Annotated in this window: 12 protein-coding genes and 1 tRNA gene; 6 read left to right on the forward strand and 7 right to left on the reverse strand. The window is 66.7% G+C overall.

The genetic code is table 11. From position 1 onward, the window contains the following. Positions 1-46 precede the first annotated feature (46 nt). Positions 47-673 carry a YiiX/YebB-like N1pC/P60 family cysteine hydrolase gene (locus ACSYS9_RS23060; RefSeq protein ID WP_049421138.1) on the forward strand — a complete coding sequence of 209 codons (627 nt, stop codon included), beginning with the start codon at positions 47-49 and terminating at the stop codon, positions 671-673. A 51-nt stretch (positions 674-724) separates the two neighbouring features. Here ACSYS9_RS23060 and ACSYS9_RS23065 read toward each other — a convergent pair whose 3' ends face one another. From ACSYS9_RS23065 to ubiA, 3 genes are all read right to left on the reverse strand, one after another. Next, on the reverse strand, positions 725-889 hold the full coding sequence (locus ACSYS9_RS23065; protein ID WP_005414774.1) for a hypothetical protein: 165 nt from the start codon (positions 887-889) through the stop codon (positions 725-727). Between the two features lie 273 nt (positions 890-1,162). After that, positions 1,163-2,587: a short-chain fatty acid transporter gene (locus ACSYS9_RS23070; RefSeq protein ID WP_029379800.1), complete on the reverse strand. Its 1,425-nt coding sequence runs from the start codon at positions 2,585-2,587 to the stop codon at positions 1,163-1,165. 269 nt (positions 2,588-2,856) lie between these two features. After that, positions 2,857-3,750, reverse strand: a complete 894-nt coding sequence (gene ubiA, locus ACSYS9_RS23075; RefSeq protein ID WP_071227652.1) for a 4-hydroxybenzoate octaprenyltransferase — start codon at positions 3,748-3,750, stop codon at positions 2,857-2,859. Positions 3,751-3,899: 149 nt separating this feature from the next. Between ubiA and ACSYS9_RS23080 the strand changes: the two genes are divergently transcribed. The 3 genes from ACSYS9_RS23080 (at position 3,900) to ACSYS9_RS23090 (ending at position 7,139) form a co-directional block, all read left to right on the forward strand. Continuing rightward, positions 3,900-3,976 (forward strand) — tRNA-Arg (locus tag ACSYS9_RS23080). Positions 3,977-3,985: 9 nt separating this feature from the next. After that, complete coding sequence (locus tag ACSYS9_RS23085) at positions 3,986-5,179, forward strand: helix-turn-helix transcriptional regulator (protein ID WP_223276873.1); 1,194 nt, start codon at positions 3,986-3,988, stop codon at positions 5,177-5,179. Between the two features lie 82 nt (positions 5,180-5,261). Beyond that, positions 5,262-7,139 carry an aspartyl protease family protein gene (locus ACSYS9_RS23090; protein WP_071227654.1) on the forward strand — a complete coding sequence of 626 codons (1,878 nt, stop codon included), beginning with the start codon at positions 5,262-5,264 and terminating at the stop codon, positions 7,137-7,139. A 43-nt stretch (positions 7,140-7,182) separates the two neighbouring features. Here the strand turns inward: ACSYS9_RS23090 and ACSYS9_RS23095 are convergent, their stop codons facing one another. From ACSYS9_RS23095 to ACSYS9_RS23110, 4 genes are all read right to left on the reverse strand, one after another. Continuing rightward, positions 7,183-7,497 carry a hypothetical protein gene (locus tag ACSYS9_RS23095; RefSeq protein ID WP_223276874.1) on the reverse strand — a complete coding sequence of 105 codons (315 nt, stop codon included), beginning with the start codon at positions 7,495-7,497 and terminating at the stop codon, positions 7,183-7,185. Between the two features lie 249 nt (positions 7,498-7,746). Next, positions 7,747-9,102, reverse strand: a complete 1,356-nt coding sequence (locus ACSYS9_RS23100) for a Gfo/Idh/MocA family protein (RefSeq protein ID WP_071227665.1) — start codon at positions 9,100-9,102, stop codon at positions 7,747-7,749. 65 nt (positions 9,103-9,167) lie between these two features. After that, on the reverse strand, positions 9,168-12,143 hold the full coding sequence (locus ACSYS9_RS23105) for a TonB-dependent receptor (protein ID WP_071227655.1): 2,976 nt from the start codon (positions 12,141-12,143) through the stop codon (positions 9,168-9,170). A 133-nt stretch (positions 12,144-12,276) separates the two neighbouring features. Continuing rightward, the gene (locus tag ACSYS9_RS23110) at positions 12,277-15,636 is read right to left on the reverse strand and encodes a TIM-barrel domain-containing protein (protein ID WP_071227656.1); all 3,360 of its coding nucleotides are present in this window, start codon (positions 15,634-15,636) and stop codon (positions 12,277-12,279) included. Between the two features lie 322 nt (positions 15,637-15,958). Between ACSYS9_RS23110 and ACSYS9_RS23115 the strand changes: the two genes are divergently transcribed. Then, the gene (locus tag ACSYS9_RS23115) at positions 15,959-17,113 is read left to right on the forward strand and encodes an SIS domain-containing protein (RefSeq protein ID WP_071227657.1); all 1,155 of its coding nucleotides are present in this window, start codon (positions 15,959-15,961) and stop codon (positions 17,111-17,113) included. After that, positions 17,106-18,044, forward strand: a complete 939-nt coding sequence (locus ACSYS9_RS23120; protein ID WP_071227658.1) for an ROK family protein — start codon at positions 17,106-17,108, stop codon at positions 18,042-18,044. The genes ACSYS9_RS23115 and ACSYS9_RS23120 overlap by 8 nt, the downstream gene beginning before the upstream one ends. Positions 18,045-18,053: the final 9 nt, after the last annotated feature.

Here is an 18,053-nt window from a genome sequence, read left to right on the forward strand (position 1 = left end):
ACCGCGCACCCTACAATTCAGGCTTTCCGCTTGTCTGAGAGTCCTCATGCATCGCCTCCTGCTCCTGATCGGCCTGCTGCTGCCCGCCCTGTGGCCGGCGGTGGCGAGGGCCGTCGATGTCCACGAAGGCGACCTGCTGTTCGTCACCGCCGGCCGCAGCGGTCTCAGTGCAGCCATCGACGATGCCACCGGCAAGCAGGGCGCGCCCAGCTTCGATCACGTCGCCCTGGTCGCTTCCACGCCGAAGGGCTGGGAGGTATTGCATGCGGACGAGAAAGGATCGCGCCGGCAATCGCTGGTCGAGTTCCGCCAGGAGGCGCGCGCCAAGCAACGGCAGATCGTGGTCTATCGCCTGCACGCGCCGCAGCAGGCGGCCATCAAGGATGCGGTCGCCACCGCGCGCACGATGCTGGGCAAGCCGTACAACACGTCGTATGTGTTGAACGAGGACAGCTACTACTGCTCGGACTTCATCGAACGCGCCTTCCGTGCGCACCACGTATTCGCATTGCAGCCGATGAACTTCCGCAACCCGCAGACCGGGGAGATTGCCCAGCACTGGGTGGATCTGTACCGCGGCATGGGCATGGACGTACCGCAGGATCAGCCCGGCACCAATCCGAACGACATGTCGGCGGCGCCGGTGCTGCAGCGTGTCGGCGTGCTGGAATAAGCAAAGCCCCGCACGGGGCGGGGCTTCGCATCACCGGAGCTGGTGGCGAGGTCACTCTTCCTCGTCCTGCCCACCCTGCTGCTGGTTGCGCTGGTTGCGCTGCTGCTGTTCCTGCTGCTGTTGCTGCTGCTGGTCGCGGCCACGACCCTGCTGCTGATCCTGCTGGTTCTGCTGGCCCTGCTGCTTCTGGTTCGGGTTCTGGTTCTGCTGTGCCATGTCCGATCTCCAAAGCCACTCGCGGAATGCGGTGGACGTGGCCATCGTCTGCAGCGAATGGTTAATCACGCGTGGGTGCGCGGCTACATCCGCGTGTACGCCTGTGAATGAACGCGCAGAAGCCCTTGTGGCACAAGCGGCTGAAGAATTCATGCGGGTTCGGCATGTGCTCATGCAGTGGTCAGCATGGCGCGCATTCATGGCGTTCTCAGCCGGAAACACGCGCGGAAGGAGGCTGGCTTCCCAACTCACGCAGGCAAGCCAGCCCAGCATTCAGGGCATCACCGGCGGCACATAGGCCAGGGTCATGCCCAGCAGCCACAGCAGGCCCAGCACCAGAGGGATGTGCACCAGCAGCTGGATGAAGGTGAAGCCCACGATGTCGCGTGCCTTCAGGCCCAGTACGCCCAGCAGCGGCAGCATCCAGAACGGATTGATCAGGTTCGGCAGCGCTTCGGCCGCGTTGTAGACCTGCACCGCCCAGCCCAGGTGTGCCTTCAGTTCGTTGGCGGCCTGCATCACGTACGGCGCCTCGATGATCCACTTGCCACCGCCGGAGGGCACGAAGAAGCCCAGCACCGCCGAATAGACGCCCATCACCAGCGCGAAGGTATCGGTGCTGGCCACGTGCACGAACAGGCTCGACAGGCGGTGCGCCAGTGTCTGCCCGTCGCCGCCAGCAGCATGGGTGAGGATCATCGCGATGCCACCGTACAGCGGGAACTGGATCAACACGCCGGTGGTGCTGGGTACCGCCTTGGCCACCGCGTTGAGGAAGCTGCGCGGCCGCCAGTGCAGCAGCAGGCCCAGCGAAATGAACAGGAAGTTGTAGGTGTTGAGGTTGGCGATGGCGGTGACCACCGGCTTGTTGGCGAACTCGTTGAACAGCCAGCCGAACGCCAGCAACGAGAGCAGTACGGTCAGCAGCGGGCTGTATTCCAGCCACTCGCCCGGGCGCGTGCGGCGCTGCAGTGGTTCCGGCTCGGCCTGCGCGGCGCCCGGGAAATCCTCAGCGGTACGCGCACTGCCGGCAGCCGGTGCGGTCAGCCAGGCGATCAGCAGCGAAACCAGGATCAGCACCGAGGTCAGCGCGATCGACTGCCACAGGAAGATGGTTTCGGTGAACGGCAGAACGCCGGTGATCTCGACCAGCCCCGGCGGCATGCTGGCCGGATTGGCCTGCAGCTGCGCGGCCGACGAGCTCAATCCCATCGCCCACACCGCACCCAGACCGAGATAGGCCGAAGCACCGGCCGCGCGGTAGTCCATGCGCAGTTCGGTACGGCGCGCCAGCGCGCGCACCAGCAGGCCGCCGAACACCAGCGAGAAGCCCCAGCTGAGCAGCGAGGCGAGCATGCTGACCAGGCCCACGTACACCACCGCACCGCGTCCGGTGCGCGGCACCCGGGCGAGGAAATCGATGAAGCGTGCGACCACCGGTGCAGTGGCCACGGCATAGCCACCGATGACCACGAAGGCCATCTGCATGGTGAAGGGAATCAGGCTCCAGAAGCCATCACCGAAAGCGCTTGCGGTGGCCTGCGGGGTCGAGCCGAAGCCCATCGCGGCCAGCGCGACGATGACCACGCCCAGCACCGCGAACACGTACGCATCGGGGAACCATTTTTCCGCCCAGGCGGCCGAGCGCAGCGCAGCGCGCGCCATCCAGCCGTCCTGTACTGCTGCCGTCGAGGCCATCGCCTACCCTCCCAGGTTCGATGGACCGATTCTGGGCGGTGGGGTGCGGGCTGTCAGCCACCTATTGGTCGTAGGTGGGAGGATGGTAGTGCCGGCCGCTGGCCGGCAACCTCGGGACCGCATACGGCTGCAGCCGGCCAGCGGCCGGCTCTACCAGATCCAAGCATCATCCCAGGTGGTGGAAGGCGGTAGTGCCGGCCGCTGGCCGGCAACCTCGGGACCGCATACGGGTGCAGCCGGCCAGCGGCCGGCTCTACCAGACCCTGGGGTCAACGCAGCGCCAGATCCACGGCAATGCCGGCGAACAGCGCGGCACCCACCCAGTTGTTGTGCAGGAACGCCTTGAAGCACGGGCCGCGCTCGCGGTTGCGGCAGATCCAGAACTCGTACACCACCAGCGCAGCGGCCACCGCCACGCCCACCAGGTAATAGCCGCCCAGCCCGCCGCGCACGCCGACCAGCGCCATGGTGGCCAGGAACAGCGCGTACAACACGCCCTGGATGACCAGGTCGAGGTCACCAAACAGGATCGCGGTGGAGTGCGAGCCCATCTTCAGGTCGTCCTCGCGGTCGACCATGGCGTACCAGGTGTCGTAGGCGGTGGACCACAGGATGTTGCCGGCATACAGCAGCCAGCCCAGCAGCGGCACCTCGCCCTGCACGGCGGCGAACGCCATCGGGATGCCCCAGCCGAACGACATGCCCAGGTAGACCTGCGGCAGATGGGTATAGCGCTTCAGGTACGGGTAGCTGGCGGCCAGGAACACGCCGATGAAGCTCAGGCCGATGGTCAGCCCGTTCAGGGTCAGCACCAGGCCGAACGCCACCAGCATCAGCACGGCGAACAGTGCCAGCGCGGCACGGCCGCTGATTGCGCCGGTGGCCAGCGGACGCGCCTTGGTACGCTCCACATGCGGATCGAGCCAGCGGTCGGCATAGTCGTTGATGACGCAACCGGCCGAGCGGGTCAGCCACACGCCGGCGGTGAACACGAACAGGGTCCAAAGCGGCGGCAGGCCGCCGGCGGCCAGCCACAGCGCCCACCAGGTGGGCCACAGCAGCAGCAGCGTGCCGATCGGGCGATCAGCGCGCATCAGACTCCAGTAATGCCGCCAACGCGGCGTCGCCGGCGACTGCGGCGAAGTGAGGGGGGTATCAGCCATGGCGATAGGATACTCCTGCCCCTCCGGCAGGGCTTTGCCCATGGGGGGAGATTTGTTCGGCGAAACTGGATAGAATGCCGGTCCCGCACCGCCTCATGGCGCTGCGATGCCCGCCCCGGCACTGGTCGGTGGCGCGGCGGTTCTACAACGCGCCCGTAGCTCAGCCGGATAGAGTAGTGGCTTCCGAAGCCATTGGTCGGGGGTTCGAATCCCTCCGGGCGCGCCATCTCCCCCTGTGTTGCCTGCCCGCTGCCAGCCCGCGCTGGACGTTGCCGCGCGCTTCATCAACACTGCGCGCATGACGCCACCGGATCTGCTGCAGCTGGCGGCAGGCGCTGCGATTCTGGGCCTGGCCGCCTTGTCCACCGGAGTGAGCTTCGGCCGCGCTCGGCGTGGCAGTCATCTGCTCACCATCTTCTTCGCCTGTTTCGCCGCCGCCAATCTGTTCGGACTGGTGCTGTTGGGTGGCCAGGCCTGGCTCTCGGCCGACGCGGTGCGCTGGCTGCGGGTCATCGAAGTGCCGCTGGTCTATCTGCTCGGTCCGCTGCTGTATGGCCATGCGCGTGCGCTGCTGTTGCCCGCACCGGGCCACACTTCGTTGCTGCCGCTCGCGCATCTGCTGCCGGCTGGCCTCGCATTCGTCATTTCCCTGTTGAACGCACTCGCGCCTTCCGAGGGCTTGCCGCTGGGCAAGGTGCTGTTCCCGCTCAGCTTCCATGGCTGGCTGCTGCAGGGCGCCCCCTACCTGCTGGCCACGCTGTGGCTTTCGCTGCGCACGTCTTCGGCCTCGCGCGGAACCGCCATCCAACGCAGCGGACTGCGCGGGCTGGCGATCGTGATGGCGGGCTGCTGGCTTGCCAGCGCGATGAACCGGTGGCCGCCGGACACCGCTCCGCTGCTGGCCAGCATCGGGCTCAGCCTGCTGACCACCGCCGGCATGTACCTGCTGGCCTGCCGCGTGGTGCGGCAGCAGCTGCGCGCGCCTGTGAGCGCCGCTGCACCGGGCATGGGGAACCTTGTCCCCGCGCCCACCGAGGACGTCGCCGTCGCACGCTACCAGCGCTCGGGCATCGACGCGGCGCAATGCGCGGCCATCGCCAGCGCGCTGACCGCATTGATGCAGGACCAACGCCTGCATGAAGCCCCCGGACTCGATCTCCAGGGCTTGAGCCAGCATAGCGGTTGGTCACCCAACCAGGTCTCGCAGGCGCTCAACCAGGGCCTGGGCCAGAGCTTCTCCGAGTTCGTGACCGGTTTCCGCATCACGGCGGCGAAATCCTGCCTCTCCGACCCGGCTGACCCACGCAGCGTGCTGGACATCGGCCTTGCCGCCGGCTTCGGCAGCAAGTCCACGTTCAACAGCGCGTTCAAGCGCGCCACCGGGCAGACCCCCAGCGAATACCGCCGCAGCCGCGCCACCTCCGGCTGAACGTCCAATCCTTCACGCCCGGTCGAACGGCGCCCGCCGCTGCGTTGCCATCAGCGCTCGACCCGACGAAGAAGGTGATGCAATGCGATGGCAACGGATGATGTTCGGCCTGCTGTGGATGCTGGCGGTTCCTGCGCAGGCTGCGGTGGGGGATGCGGCGGGTGTGCTGGCCCGCGCCCGTGCAGCCAGTGGCGGCGAGCCGTGGCTGTCGGTACAGCGCCTGCAGGCTGAGGGCGAGCACTCGCTCGGTGGCTTGCAAGGCCGCTGGCAGCTCAACCAGGACCTGCGCGCCGGGCGCTATGCCGAACAGGCGCAGCTGGGGGCCTTCACTGTTGCCCAGGGTTTCGACGGCAAGCTGTCGTGGCGCCGCGACTACGGCGGCGAAGTAGGCCTGCTGGATGGCACCGTGCCACGCCGCACTGCCCGCACGCAGGCGTGGCTGGCCACCCGCGCCTACTGGTCCAGCGCCTATCCGGCCTCGCGCTTTGCAGGCCCACGTACCGAGGTCCACGACGGGCAGCGCTATGACGTGCTGTCGACGACGCCGGAGGAAGCGGACCCGATCGAACTCTGGTTCGACGCGCGCAGCGGCCTGCTCGGCCGGGTGGTCATCGCCTCCCCCCGCACACCCACCGCCACCACGCTGGAGGACTACCGGGCGGTCGATGGCCTGCTGCTGCCCCATCGCATCATCACCGATACGCTCGATTCCCAGGGCCGAGCCGATCCGCGACTGCGCAGCCACGTGCAGGTGCAGCGCTACCGGGTGGATCTCCCTGTGCCGGATGGGCTGTATGCACCACCAGCGATGGCCGACGACAGCTACATCGAGGATGCCAGCGGCACCACCCGCGTCCCGTTCGACCTGATCAACAACCATGTCTACATCGAGGCCCAAGTGGACGGCCAACCAGCGCGCTTCCTGGTGGATACCGGTGCCATCAACCTGCTGACACCGATCGCCGCCAAGCGCCTGGGGCTGACCACAGCGGGCCGCCTGAGCGTGCATGGTGCCGGCGACAACGCCAGCGACCTGGGCCTGGCGCAGGCCCGCCACCTGCGCATCGGTGACGCGCACCTTGCAAACCCGGTGTTCCACATCATCGACCTCGGCCAGCAGATCAACTCGATGGGCGTGCCACACGATGGCTTCATTGGCTACGAGACCTTCCTGCGCTTCGTCACCACCTTCGACTACGGCGCGCGCGTGCTCAGCTTCACCCGACCGGGCCACTACCGGCCACCCGCCAACGCGGTGGTGCTGCCGTTCGAGCAGGACGACCGCGCGCCGGTATTGAACGGCGAACTGGACGGCATCCCGCTGCGGTTGTGGCTGGACACCGGCTCACGCAACTCGCTGAGCCTGAGCAGCCCGTTCGTGCGCACCCATCGTTTGTTGGAGAAGTACCACGCCAGCGAGGAGGCAGTACTTGGATGGGGCCTCGGTGGCCCCGGCCGCGCGCGACCGGCCCGGCTCGGTGTGCTGCGCATGGGCGACATCAAAGTCACTGGTCTGGTCGGTGATCTGTCCAGCACCGACAAGGGCGCGCTGGCCCTGGCCGACTATGGCGCGATCCTGGGCGGCGGCGTGCTGCGGCGCTTCTCCATGGGCATCGACTACGACACCAAGCGCCTTTATCTGGTGCCCAACGCTGAAAGCACGCAGTCCGATGCCTTCGACCGCAGCGGACTGTGGCTGCAGGCCGAGGAAGGTGCACTGCGCGTAGCCGATGTAGCGCCGACCAGCGCCGGTGCACGCGCCGGCCTGCGCAGGGATGACTGCATCGTCATGATTGCGGGAGAGCCGATTGCCGCACGGATACTGGGGGACTGGCGTGCGCTGCTGCGCGAGCGTCCGGTGGGAACGCGCGTTGGCGTCCGCTATCTACGCGATGGCCGGCAGATGGATACCGAACTGGTGCTGGCGGACCGGGTGGCAGCGGGTTGGCCTGCCGATTGAGCTGGGACCGACGCGAACACCGTAGGACATCCATCGATAGCCATCATGGAATGCGGCTGCACGGTGCCGGTTCTGCGGTGCCGCCGGTGGATGGTCCGCCCGGCCTGCGCGCGTAGCTGTAATCGGGATCCCGGCAGGCGCGCACGATCGGACTTCGTGCGTGCCTGATCACGCCGGGGAACCAGGACAACACCAACACCACGGCCCAGATCGCAGCCAACCAGAACCATCGACCCGAGGCATAGGCCCAGATCATGGGCAATGCAGCGAGCAGCACGACGATCTGCGTATACAGCAGGTAGAGCGTATGCAGCCCAAACGGGGATCCGAGCGCAGCACCACGCCACATCCCCTGCATGCCGTCTTCGCCTGCCGTCTCGATGCGGAATGCAGCGGGAATCGCTGCCCGGCAGCGCCGCAAAGTGGACAGGTGAAGGTCAGCAGGCGCATCAGGCTAGCTCCTCTCTGTCGATTGACATCAACTGCCGGGCACGAAGCCGAGCCTAGCATGGGCGTGGCAGGGGGGCGCCACAAACAGCAACGCCGGGCGATGCCCGGCGTTGTGTTCAAAACCAGTCGAGCCTGGCTCGACTCCACAAAAAGCAGATCAGTACTTGCCGTCAAACGCGAAGATCGGCTTGCGCTGCTTCCACGCGCCGCCAGTGAAGTCCGGGAACTCCAGCGTCTGGAAGCTGTTGGCGATCGACTGCTCGCTCAGCGGGGTGATCGCGCTCCAGGTCACTGCGTCATAGATGTCGATCGGCATCGGTGCCTTGGCCTTCAGCGCTTCCACGAACGCATGGATGACGAACCAGTCCATGCCACCATGACCAGCGCTGGCAGCAGTCTCGGCATTCTGCTTCCACAGCGGGTGCTCGTACTCGTCCTGGTACTTCTTGAACTCTTCCCACTGGTGCGGCGGGCTGCGGCCTTCGATGTGGATCGAATGGTTCACATCCATCCACAGGCCCTTGGTGCCCTGCACGCGGAAGCCCATCGAGTACGGGCGCGGCAGCGAGGTGTCGTGCTGCAGCAGGATGGTCTCGCCGTTCTCGCAGGCCAGCGTGGTGGTCACGATGTCGCCCAGCTTGAACTTCACCTTGGTGCTGGGATGGGTGGTGCCGCCACTCTTGGCCACGGTGTATTCGTGCAGGCCGCGCGCCTTGGTCGCAAAGGCGTTGATGTGGGTGAAGCGATTACCGCGGTTGATGCCGGTGTACATCGCGCACGGGCCGATGCCGTGGCTGGGGTAGAGCTCACCATTGCGCTCCACCGAATGCTCGGTGCGCCAGCGCGCTTCGCTCCAGCCCTTGGGACCGAACTCCACGCCGCTGTCGTAGGGCTGGTTCGGGTCACCGGAATTGAACTTCACGCCGCGCAGGTCGTGCTGGTAGCCGGCCTGCAGGTGTACCAGTTCGCCGAACAGGCCCTGGCGCACCATCTGCAGCGCGGCCATCACGTCGCGGCGGTAGCAGACGTTCTCCAGCAGCATGTACGGGGTGCCGGTGCTGAGCTGGGTCTTCAACACGTCCCAGTGGTCCTGCAGGGTGATGCCGGCCACTACTTCACAGCCCACTGCCACACCGGCCTGCATCGCGGCAATCGCCATCGGCGCGTGGTACTCCCACGGTGTGGCGATGATCACGCCATCGATGCCCTTCTGTTCCAGCAGGCGCTTCCAGGCATTGGTGTCGCGGTCCTGGCCGTAGGTCTTCGGGGCCGGCTTGCCGGCCTTGCTGACCATCTCCACGGCGCGGCCCAGCATGATCGGCTCGATATCGCAGACGGCGACCACCTCGACGTCGTCGCGGCGCACCAGTTCCTTCAGCAGCACCAGGCCACGCATGCCGGTACCGATCATGGCCAGGCGCACCTTGCGCCCGCGTGCCCAGACCGGGGTCTGCGGCAGCAGGCTGCTGGCGGCGACAGCGGCGCTGGCCGCGATGAATTCCCTACGCTTCATGGCAAACATCTCTCCTCTTGGCAGCGTGCCGACCGAAGCCGGCACGCCAGGTCACGCAAACGGAATTACTTGAACCGGTAGCCGATGGTCACACTGTAACCACGACCGAAGATCGTTGCGTAGTCACTGGAGTCACCCAGGAAGCTGTTCGGGTCGTAGAACGGCAGGCGATTGAACAGGTTCTTGACCGTGAAGCTCAGGTTCCACGCATCATCCGGGCGCCAGGTGACGCTCATGTTGGCGGTCCACCACGACGGTGCACCATCACACTTGCTCTTCTGCAGGGCCAGGTAGCCGCCGGTGCAGGTTTCCTTGTTGTTGCTCACCTCATCAACCTGGTCGGTGGCCCACTTGGTGCCGCCCACGTAGTTGACGAACATGCTGGTGGTCACCTGCTTGTAGGTCCAGTCGGCATTGAGCGTGGCACGCAGGCGCGGGTTGTTGTAGTAGCCGACCACGTCGCCGTAGTACCAGCCGTTCTCCGCGTCCATGTAGAAGCGGTTGCGGTTGGCGATGGTGGCGGCCAGGCCGATGTTCAGGTTGCCCCAGTCGCCCATCGAGAAGCGGCTGCGCGCATCGATGTCGAAGCCGTCGATCAGCGTCTTGCCGCGGTTCTTGTACTGGCCCACCACGCTGGCGACGTTGCCGGCCGAGTAGCCCGGCAGGTTCGCCGGGCAGCTCACGCCGCTGGCCGGGTCGGCGCACATCGCCGCCAGCTGGGCCAGGTTGGCACGGTCGCTGTCGGTGATCGGCGAGCGCGACATCGAGATGATGTCTTCCATGCGGCGGTAGTCCGGCGCAACGATTTCATTGTCGCGGTAGATGAACCAGTAGTCGGCCGACACCGACAGCCAGGTCGCCGGCTCGTAGACGAAACCGAGGGTGGCGATCTTCGCCTTCTCCGGCTTCAGGTCCTTGTTCGGCTGGGTCATGCGTGCCACGGTGCGGCTGCAGTCGACGTTCAGCAGGGTCTTGCCGAGATCGACGTCACCCGGGCGCTGCGACTTCAGCAGCAGGTTGGCGATGGCATTGGTCTCATTGCAGCGCAGCTCGTCACGGAAGCCACCCAGCTGTGCGAACACGCCGCCGTTGCCGGACTCGGCCAGGCTCGGTGCACGGAAGCCGGTGGAGTAGGTACCGCGCAACATCAGCTGGTCGAACGCCTGGTACTTGAAGCCGATCTTCGGCGCGACGTTGGCGCTGAAATTCGGGTATTTGTCCACGCGTACCGCCGCGTCCAGTTCCAGCTTGTCGGTGATCGGCGCCACGGTCTCGGCGAACAGCGCGTAGGTGTTGCGCTTGCCGTCGAACCAGGAGCCGCCCTGCTGGGTGATCAGGCCGTTGGCCGCATCGGCGTTGCCCGGGGTATAGAAGGTCTCACGGCTGGCATTGAAGCCGAACGCGGCACGCATCTCACCAGCCGGCAGCTGGAACAACGGGCCTTCGATCTTGCCGTCCAGGGTGTGCAGGCGGGTCCACGACTGGATGTCGAAGGTCGGGAACGCTTCACGGATCAAGGCAGCGTTGGCTTCACTGATCTCGCCGAACTTGTACGCCGGGTGGTCGGAGATGATCACGCGGCCGGTACCCGGATCGATCGTGTACGGACCGAAGGCCTTCTCGAAGCCCTTGGTGTTGACGTTGATCGTCTGATAGGTGGTGGAGTGGGTACCCGCGCTGGCGAACGCGGTTTCCCAGTTCCAGTCGCCCCGGTTGCCACGCGCACCGGCCAGCACGCGGTAGCTCTTGTCGGTATTGCGCTGGCCGAAATAGTTCGGGCCGGCATCCTGCAGCAGGTAGTTCAGGCCGACCACACCGCCCATCATCGCCTTCATCTGCGGGCTGGCGTGGTTGTATTCGTTGTTCGGGCCCAGGAACGGGTACAGGAACTGGTTGACGGTGTTGCCGGTATTGCGCGAGAACCAGCTGGTCGGGTTGCCGGTGGTGGTGCCGTAGGTGCGCGGCGTGCCGCCGTTGGCGCGCAGGTCGATGTCGGTGTAGGTCGCCTCGGCGAAGATCTCGGTGCTGTCACCGACCAGGAAGGTGCCGTTGAGATAGGCGGTGTTGCGCTCGGACTTGGCGCCGGCATCGATCTCGTTGTTCATCCAGGTTTCCCAGACGCAACGCGGACCGGCCGCTTCACTGGTCAGCACGTTCCTGCAACCCGGCGCAGCTTCCTGCACACGGCGGCCGGTGACTGGATCGAAGGCGAAGTAAGTGCCCGGATTGAATTCACCCGGCTTGCTGCCCACGCCCAGGCGCAGGTTGTTGAGGTAGTTCGGGTTGTTGACGTAGTACTGGTCGGGCCGCTTGTCGTAGAAATCGCTCAGCGGGATCGCGTCGCGGCGGTACATGTTCACCGCGCCGTAGATGTTGAAGCGGTTCTCGGTCAGGTCACCGAAGCCGGCGGTGATGCTGGCCTGGCGCTCGCCGTAGGAATCGATGCGCGAGGAGGTGTCGTTGGTGAAGCTGACCTCGGCACCTTGGAAGTTGCGCTTGGTGATCACGTTGATCACACCGGCCACCGCATCGGTGCCGTACACCGCCGAGGCGCCGTCGGTCAGCACTTCCATGCGCTCGATGGCCGCGGCCGGGATCGCATCGATGTTGACGAACTGGGTCTGGAAGCCGGCCGGCGCACCGTAGTACGACAGGCGGCGACCGTTCAGCAGCACCAGCGTGCCCTGGGCACCGAGGCCACGCAGGTTGGCCTGCGAGGCACCGTCGGAGCCGGTGAACAGCGAACGCGCGTCCTGCTGCGCCGGGCGTGCGGCCGGCAGGTTGTCGAGCACCTGCAGCAGCGTGCGTGCACCCATGTTCTGGATGTCCTGCTTGCTGATCACCTGCACCGGCGAGGCGGTTTCAACGTCGGTGCGGCGGATGTTGGAGCCGGTGACCTCGATGCGGGCCAGGTCGGTGGCCTTGTCCTTGCTCTCCTGGGCGAAGGCAGGAACGGCGACCGACAGCAGCACGCCGGCGATGGCCAGCGACAGCGGAGCGATCGAACGACAGGGGGGGCGGTGGTGGCGGGCGGGCAACATCGGGGTTCTCTCCTGGCAGGGGTGCAGCGCAATAAGTGAGCGCGTGGGCGTTCGGCGGGCAAAACGCTCCCGGGCCACAGCCACGAGGGCCGTAGTCGGAATGGGCGGGGGGAGGAGCGGTGTTACGAGGGGGTCATGGGGCGACGATGCTGGCGGAGTCGCCCTCCTGGCCGATCAGTACGGCATTGGCCCAGTTGGCGCAGACCTGGGCGGGTTGACTGCCCTGCGCCCCCAGCGTGCGCAGGCTCAGGGTGGAAAGGCCTCGGATGTCCAGCTCCGGCTTGACCACGCCGGGTGCCTTCACCAGGCCGCTGTCATACAACAGGCGGTTGTCACCCCAGACCTGGAACTGCAGGCCACCGGCGGTGCGGCAGGCGTCGTCGATGCCGAGGTCGGCACGCAGCAGGTGCCAGCCGCCCTGCAGGCGCAGGTCGATGCGGCTGTTGGCGCCGACGCCCAGGCCACGGCGGAACTGCAGGCCGTTCATGCGCATGCCGGCGTCGCCACGGAAGGACTGGTCGGTGCGCACCTGGCTGGCCAGCGCGGCCGGCACCGGCAGCTCGGAGAGATAGCGCTGCCGGGCCGGTCGCTCCGGTTCCTGGTGTTCAAGAATGTGGAAGGTGGACAAGGCGATCGGGCCGACGTCGCGTGGCTGCAGTGCATCGAATGCGCGGGCGCTGCCCTGTGCGGCGGTGACCATCGGGTCGGTGCTGCTGGCGCCGTCGCCTTCGGGGTTCTGCACGCTCAGCACGCGGAAGCGCAGCAGGCGCCCGGCATGGGCCGGGAAGTCGATGCGCTGCACGCCTTCCTTCAGCTGCAGGCGGCCGCGGGCAATCGGCTCGCCCCACTCGCCATTGCTGTCGCCGAGGTAGACCTCGTAGTCGCGTACCTGGCCGTGCTTCCAGTTCTTATCGTTGCGCGGCGCGATGTCGATGCCGTCGATCATCCTGCGCTCGCCGAAGCCGATCACCCACTCATGCGCACCGGTGCGCACGGCCTGGTTGCGCACACTGCGGAACCAGGTGGCCGGATCGTCGTCGAAGGCATTTTCCAGCGCATGGCCAGGTTCTTCGGCCGGGCGGTTGACCACCAGCAGGCTGTCGGCCGGCAGTTCGCGGCCCAGCACCGGCGCGGCCGGATAGGCATCGTCGGCCACGACAGCAGCGACTGCGAAGTCCAGCTGCAGCTGCAGCGGCTGGCGGATGTCCTGTGTGGCGGTGCGCACATGCACGGTGCCACGACGCTCCTTGGCATCGAAGTACCAGCCTTCACTGGCGTTGTTGAACGCAGCGGCATCGGCCAGCGCCGGCAGCGCGCGGCCACCGGCCTGCACCACACGCGGCGCCTGGCGGCTGAGCACGCGCAGGCCATAACGACGCTGCGCCAGCTGGCCGTTGTACTGGCCCTGCACGGCATCAATCTGCACCTGCACCGGGCCGCTGCCCTGCGCCGGCGCCTGCACGCGGATCTGCTGCGTGCTCGATTCGCCATGCTGGTAGCGGCGGGTGTTGCCGTCGTCCTCGTACAGCGTGTACTGCGACTCGCCCTGCGGGTACAGGTCGAACGTCACTTCATCCAGAGGCTTCTCGCCATCGAACAGCATCGACGGGTACATCGGCAGGATCGCACCGGCACGCACGAACACCGGCAGCGTGGCCAGGTCCACCTGGCGGTCGAGCTGGCGGCCATCGGCGGCGGCCTGCACGCGGCGGCCATCCCAGTAGTCGATCCAGCCGCCGGCAGGCAGGTGGATGTCGCGGCGCCAGCCACGGCTTGCGGCCTGGCTGCGATACACCGGTGCCACCAGCAGGTCGCGGCCGAGCAGGAACTGGTACTTGTAGGTTTCATCCTGCGCATGCGGATCGCGCGGGTTGTCCCACATCAGGCCACGCACCGGCGGTGCGCCGGTCTGCGCAGCCTCGTGCACCAGCCCGTACATGTACGGGGTCAGGCGCATCTTCAACTTCAGGTAGTCGCGGTTGATGCTGCGGTAGGGCTCGTCGTACCACCACGGGTGCTTGCGCGCATTCGACGACCAGCCGCTCATGCCCATCAGCACCGGGGTGAACGCCTTCCACTGCAGGTCGCGGGTGAAGGTCTCGGCGCTGCCGCCGAAGATCGCATCGACGTCGCCGCTGGCGTAGGCCATGCCGGACAGGCCCGAACCGACCAGGGTCGGTACGTGCCAGCGGATGTAATCCCAGCTGCTGCTCTGGTCGCCGGTCCATGCCACCGCATAGCGCTGGATGCCGGCCCAGCCCATCACCGTCCACAGGAACGGGCGCGAATCGGAGTTGTCGAGGATGCCGTTGAATGCCTGGCGATTGGCGTCCATCGCGAACTGGTAGCCCTTGCCGGTCCAGGCCACATCCAGCTTCTGCACGCGGCTGCCGGCCTTGCCCACTTCCCAGGCGATCTTGTCGACGCCGTTCTCGGTCCACAGACCGGTGCGGAAACCGTACTTGGCCAAGCCCTTCACCGTTTCCGGCAACTGCTTGTAACCGCAGCCGTAACCATCATTGGGCAGGATCCAGCCACCGGGCATGTCGTGGGCGCGGTACTGCTTGGCCACGCTGTCGATCACATCCGGGGTGGTGCCGGTCGGGCCGTCGCTCCAGCCTTCGGGCACGGTGCCGGGCTTCTTGCTGTTGTCGCCGTCGTTGTAGCAATCGGCATCGCCGTAGGACAGCGCCCAGCGCGCGACCATGTTGGGGCGGCCGGTCAGCTGGGTGTAGCGCTCGATCAGTTTCGGCAGGTCGGCGCCGACGAAGTAGTACGCATCGAAGCGGTCTTCGCGGTGCAGCAGCGTGGCCTGGTCAGCCTCGCGCAGGTCGTAGCTGCCATCGCTCCAGGTATTGCGCAGCATGCCCCAGCCGCGGCTGCTCAGCAGCATCGGTGCCGGGCTGGGGCGGTCGCCCTCTTCCCAGCCGCCGGAGTAGGACACTTCCAGCTCGCGGCCCTTGAACTGGTAACGGCCGTTCTGCTGGCCGCCACCGTAATAGCCTTCATCGGCCTGCGAGGACAGCACCTGCACGCTCTGCGTGGCATCCAGGTCCAGCGGCTGCAGTTCCTGCCACAGCGCGGTGGGCTGGCCGTTGTCCAGCCGTTCCAGGCGCATGCGCAGCGGCTGCCGCTGTACATGCAGCACCAGTGCATCGGTGCGCACGCGGATTTCCTGCGCGTCTTCTTCCAGCTGCGCCTGTACGTTCGCCTTGGGCTGCGGCAACACGATCGGTGCGGCCTTGTCGCCGGCGCCGGTCAGCGTGCCGTTGCGGCCGGCCTGCACGCGGATGATGTCGGTAGCCGGCAGTTCGATGCGGATGCGCGCGCCCTTGTCGGTCTGCAGATCCCAGCCCTGCACGCCATCGCGGCTGGCGCTGGCGCTGACCGAACGCAGGTTGCCGACGGGCTCGGCCCGGGCCGGCATGGACGCCAGCATCAATGCCGGCAACAGGGCCAGCATCAGCGGCGAGCGACGAACGCAGATTTCCACGCGGACTCCCAACCCGTTCACCGGGCGTTTCGAAAGCGATTGGGCCGACTCTAGGGCAGCGATTCGAAAGATGTCAACAAATTGAAAGGAAAAAGGAAGATATATTCCATTGAAACGAAAGTTGTTGCGCCGCAATACTTTGTGTAAGCGCTTGCAGGCGCCTGTTAAGCATTGTGCGATACGGCATTCGGCTCGTTCTTTCGTTTTTCGGAGCACTCCACGGCGGGAAAAGTCACCACGCCATTTTCTTTCTTTTTACTTTCGCTATTTGACATTTCGAAAGAAAACACAGATGGTGCGCTGGCCCAACTGGAACCTCCGAATGGACGTCACCCTGCTTTCCGATGTGTCCGCCTGGCAGCGCCTTGGCGGAGCCGATACCGCTACCGAAATCGCCCAGCAGCCTGCGCTGTGGGAAGCTCTCGCGCAGGACCTGTCGCGTGCCCGCGACCGCCTGCAGGCCTTCCTCGGCGACAGCCTCAACGATCCCAACCAGCGCGTGCTGTTCACCGGCGCCGGCAGCTCCGGCTTCATCGCCGAAATGGTGGCCGATGCCATCAACGCGCAATGGCCGGCCGAGGTGCGCGTGGTGCATACCACCAGCCTGCTGACCCACCCGGCGCTGTACCTGCAGCGCGAGCGCCCGACCCTGCTGGTCTCGTTCGGCCGCAGCGGCTCCAGCCCGGAGAGCGTGGCGGCAGTCGACCGCGTGCGCAGCGACGTGGACGACGCGCGCTTCCTCGACATCACCTGCAATGCCGATGGCGAACTGGCCCGACGTGGCGCCGGCCGTGCCGATACCTGCACCCTGCTGATGCCCTCGGCCAGCTGCGACCGTGCCTTCGCCATGACCAGCAGCCTGACCTGCATGCTGCTGGCCGCGCTAACCGTGTTCGATCGTTCGCCGTGGGATGCGCGTGTGGCGCGCCTGAAGCAGATCGCCGCGCTGGCCCGCGAAGGCCAGGCACAGTGGGATGCACCGGTGGCGGCGCTGGCACAGCGCCCGTTCAACCGCATCATCTACCTCGGCAGCGGCCCGCTGGAAGCGCTGGCACGCGAGTGTGCGCTGAAGGTGCTGGAACTGACCGCCGGCCGCGTGCTGGCGCTGGCCAACACGCCGCTTGGCTTCCGCCATGGCCCGAAATCGACGCTGGACGGCAACACCCTGGTGGTGGTGCTGCGCAGCGTGCAGCCACTGGCGCGCCGCTACGAACAGGACCTGCTGGAAGAACTGCGCCGCGATGGCGTGGCCGGCCAGGTGCTGGCGATTGGCCCGCATTCGGACATTGGCGCCGACGACGAATACACCCTCATCGTGCCGGCACTGGACGATCCGTGGCTGGCACCGGTGTGGCTGGGCTTTGCGCAGCTGTTCGCGCTGCAGCGCTCGGCCGCACTCGGCCTGACCCCGGACAATCCGTTCCCGGATGGCACCGTCAACCGCGTGGTCAAGGGCGTCACCATCCACCATGGCTGAGCTGATCGCCCACGCCTGCTACGGCATCGACATCGGCGGCACCAAGATCGAGCTGGTGGCGTGCGATGCGGCGATGCAGGTCACCTGGCGCCGCCGCGTGGCCACGCCGCAGGGCGACTACGACGGTTTCCTGCAGGCGGTGGTGACCCTGGTCGCCGAGGCCGATACCGCGCTGGGCCGCAGTGATGCGGCGATCGGCATCGCCCTGCCCGGCGTGCGCGACCGCCGCAGCGGCCGCCAGCTCAGCGCGAACGTGCCGGCGTTGACCGGCCACAGCGTGGCGGCCGACCTGCAGGCGCGCCTGCAGCGGCCGCTGCATTTCGGTAACGACCTGCAGTGTTTTGCCCTGTCGGAAGCACACGGCGGTGCCGCCGACGGCTATCCCAGCATGTTCGGCGCCATCCTCGGCACCGGCGCGGGCGGTGGTTTCTGCCTGCACGGCCGCCTGCTGTCCGGTTTCAACGGGCTGGCCGGCGAATGGGGCCACTGGAGCGTGCCCGGTCATCTGCTGCAGCGCCACGGCCTGCCGCTGATCGACTGCGCCTGTGGCCTGCAGGGCTGCGTGGAGCGCTATGTGTCCGGCAGTGGCGTGGCGATGATCGAACGCCATCTCGGTGGCAGCGCCGCTGACGCCAGCGCGGTGATCGCGCTGGCCGAAGCCGGCGATGCCCGCGCACGCAAGGCGCTGGACATCCATCGCGACCTGCTCGGCCACAGCCTGGCCGCGCTGGTGCTGGCGCTGGACCCGCACGTGATCGTGCTCGGCGGCGGTCTTTCGCAGTATGCGCCGCTGTACCAGCAGTTGCCTGCGGCCATCGCCGCGCATCTGTTCAACGGCGTGCAGGTACCGCCTATCGTGCCGCCACGCTTCGGCGATGCCGGTGGCGCACGTGGTGCTGCCCTGCTCGCCTGCCAACCCTCGTTTTCCTGATGTCCGGAG

It is taken from the genome of Stenotrophomonas sp. STK17_22 (genome assembly GCF_051983905.1).
GTDB lineage: Bacteria > Pseudomonadota > Gammaproteobacteria > Xanthomonadales > Xanthomonadaceae > Stenotrophomonas > Stenotrophomonas maltophilia_A.

Bases quoted from the DNA above. Each gene is read 5' to 3' on its own strand.
- ACSYS9_RS23060 (WP_049421138.1), top strand. From the start codon at position 47: ATGCATCGCCTCCTGCTCCTGATCGGCCTGCTGCTGCCCGCCCTGTGG.
- ACSYS9_RS23065 (WP_005414774.1), bottom strand. From the start codon at position 889: ATGGCACAGCAGAACCAGAACCCGAACCAGAAGCAGCAGGGCCAGCAG.
- ACSYS9_RS23070 (WP_029379800.1), bottom strand. From the start codon at position 2,587: ATGGCCTCGACGGCAGCAGTACAGGACGGCTGGATGGCGCGCGCTGCG.
- ubiA (WP_071227652.1), bottom strand. From the start codon at position 3,750: ATGGCTGATACCCCCCTCACTTCGCCGCAGTCGCCGGCGACGCCGCGT.
- ACSYS9_RS23090 (WP_071227654.1), top strand. From the start codon at position 5,262: ATGCGATGGCAACGGATGATGTTCGGCCTGCTGTGGATGCTGGCGGTT.
- ACSYS9_RS23095 (WP_223276874.1), bottom strand. From the start codon at position 7,497: ATGCAGGGGATGTGGCGTGGTGCTGCGCTCGGATCCCCGTTTGGGCTG.
- ACSYS9_RS23100 (WP_071227665.1), bottom strand. From the start codon at position 9,102: ATGAAGCGTAGGGAATTCATCGCGGCCAGCGCCGCTGTCGCCGCCAGC.
- ACSYS9_RS23105 (WP_071227655.1), bottom strand. From the start codon at position 12,143: ATGTTGCCCGCCCGCCACCACCGCCCCCCCTGTCGTTCGATCGCTCCG.
- ACSYS9_RS23115 (WP_071227657.1), top strand. From the start codon at position 15,959: ATGGACGTCACCCTGCTTTCCGATGTGTCCGCCTGGCAGCGCCTTGGC.
- ACSYS9_RS23120 (WP_071227658.1), top strand. From the start codon at position 17,106: ATGGCTGAGCTGATCGCCCACGCCTGCTACGGCATCGACATCGGCGGC.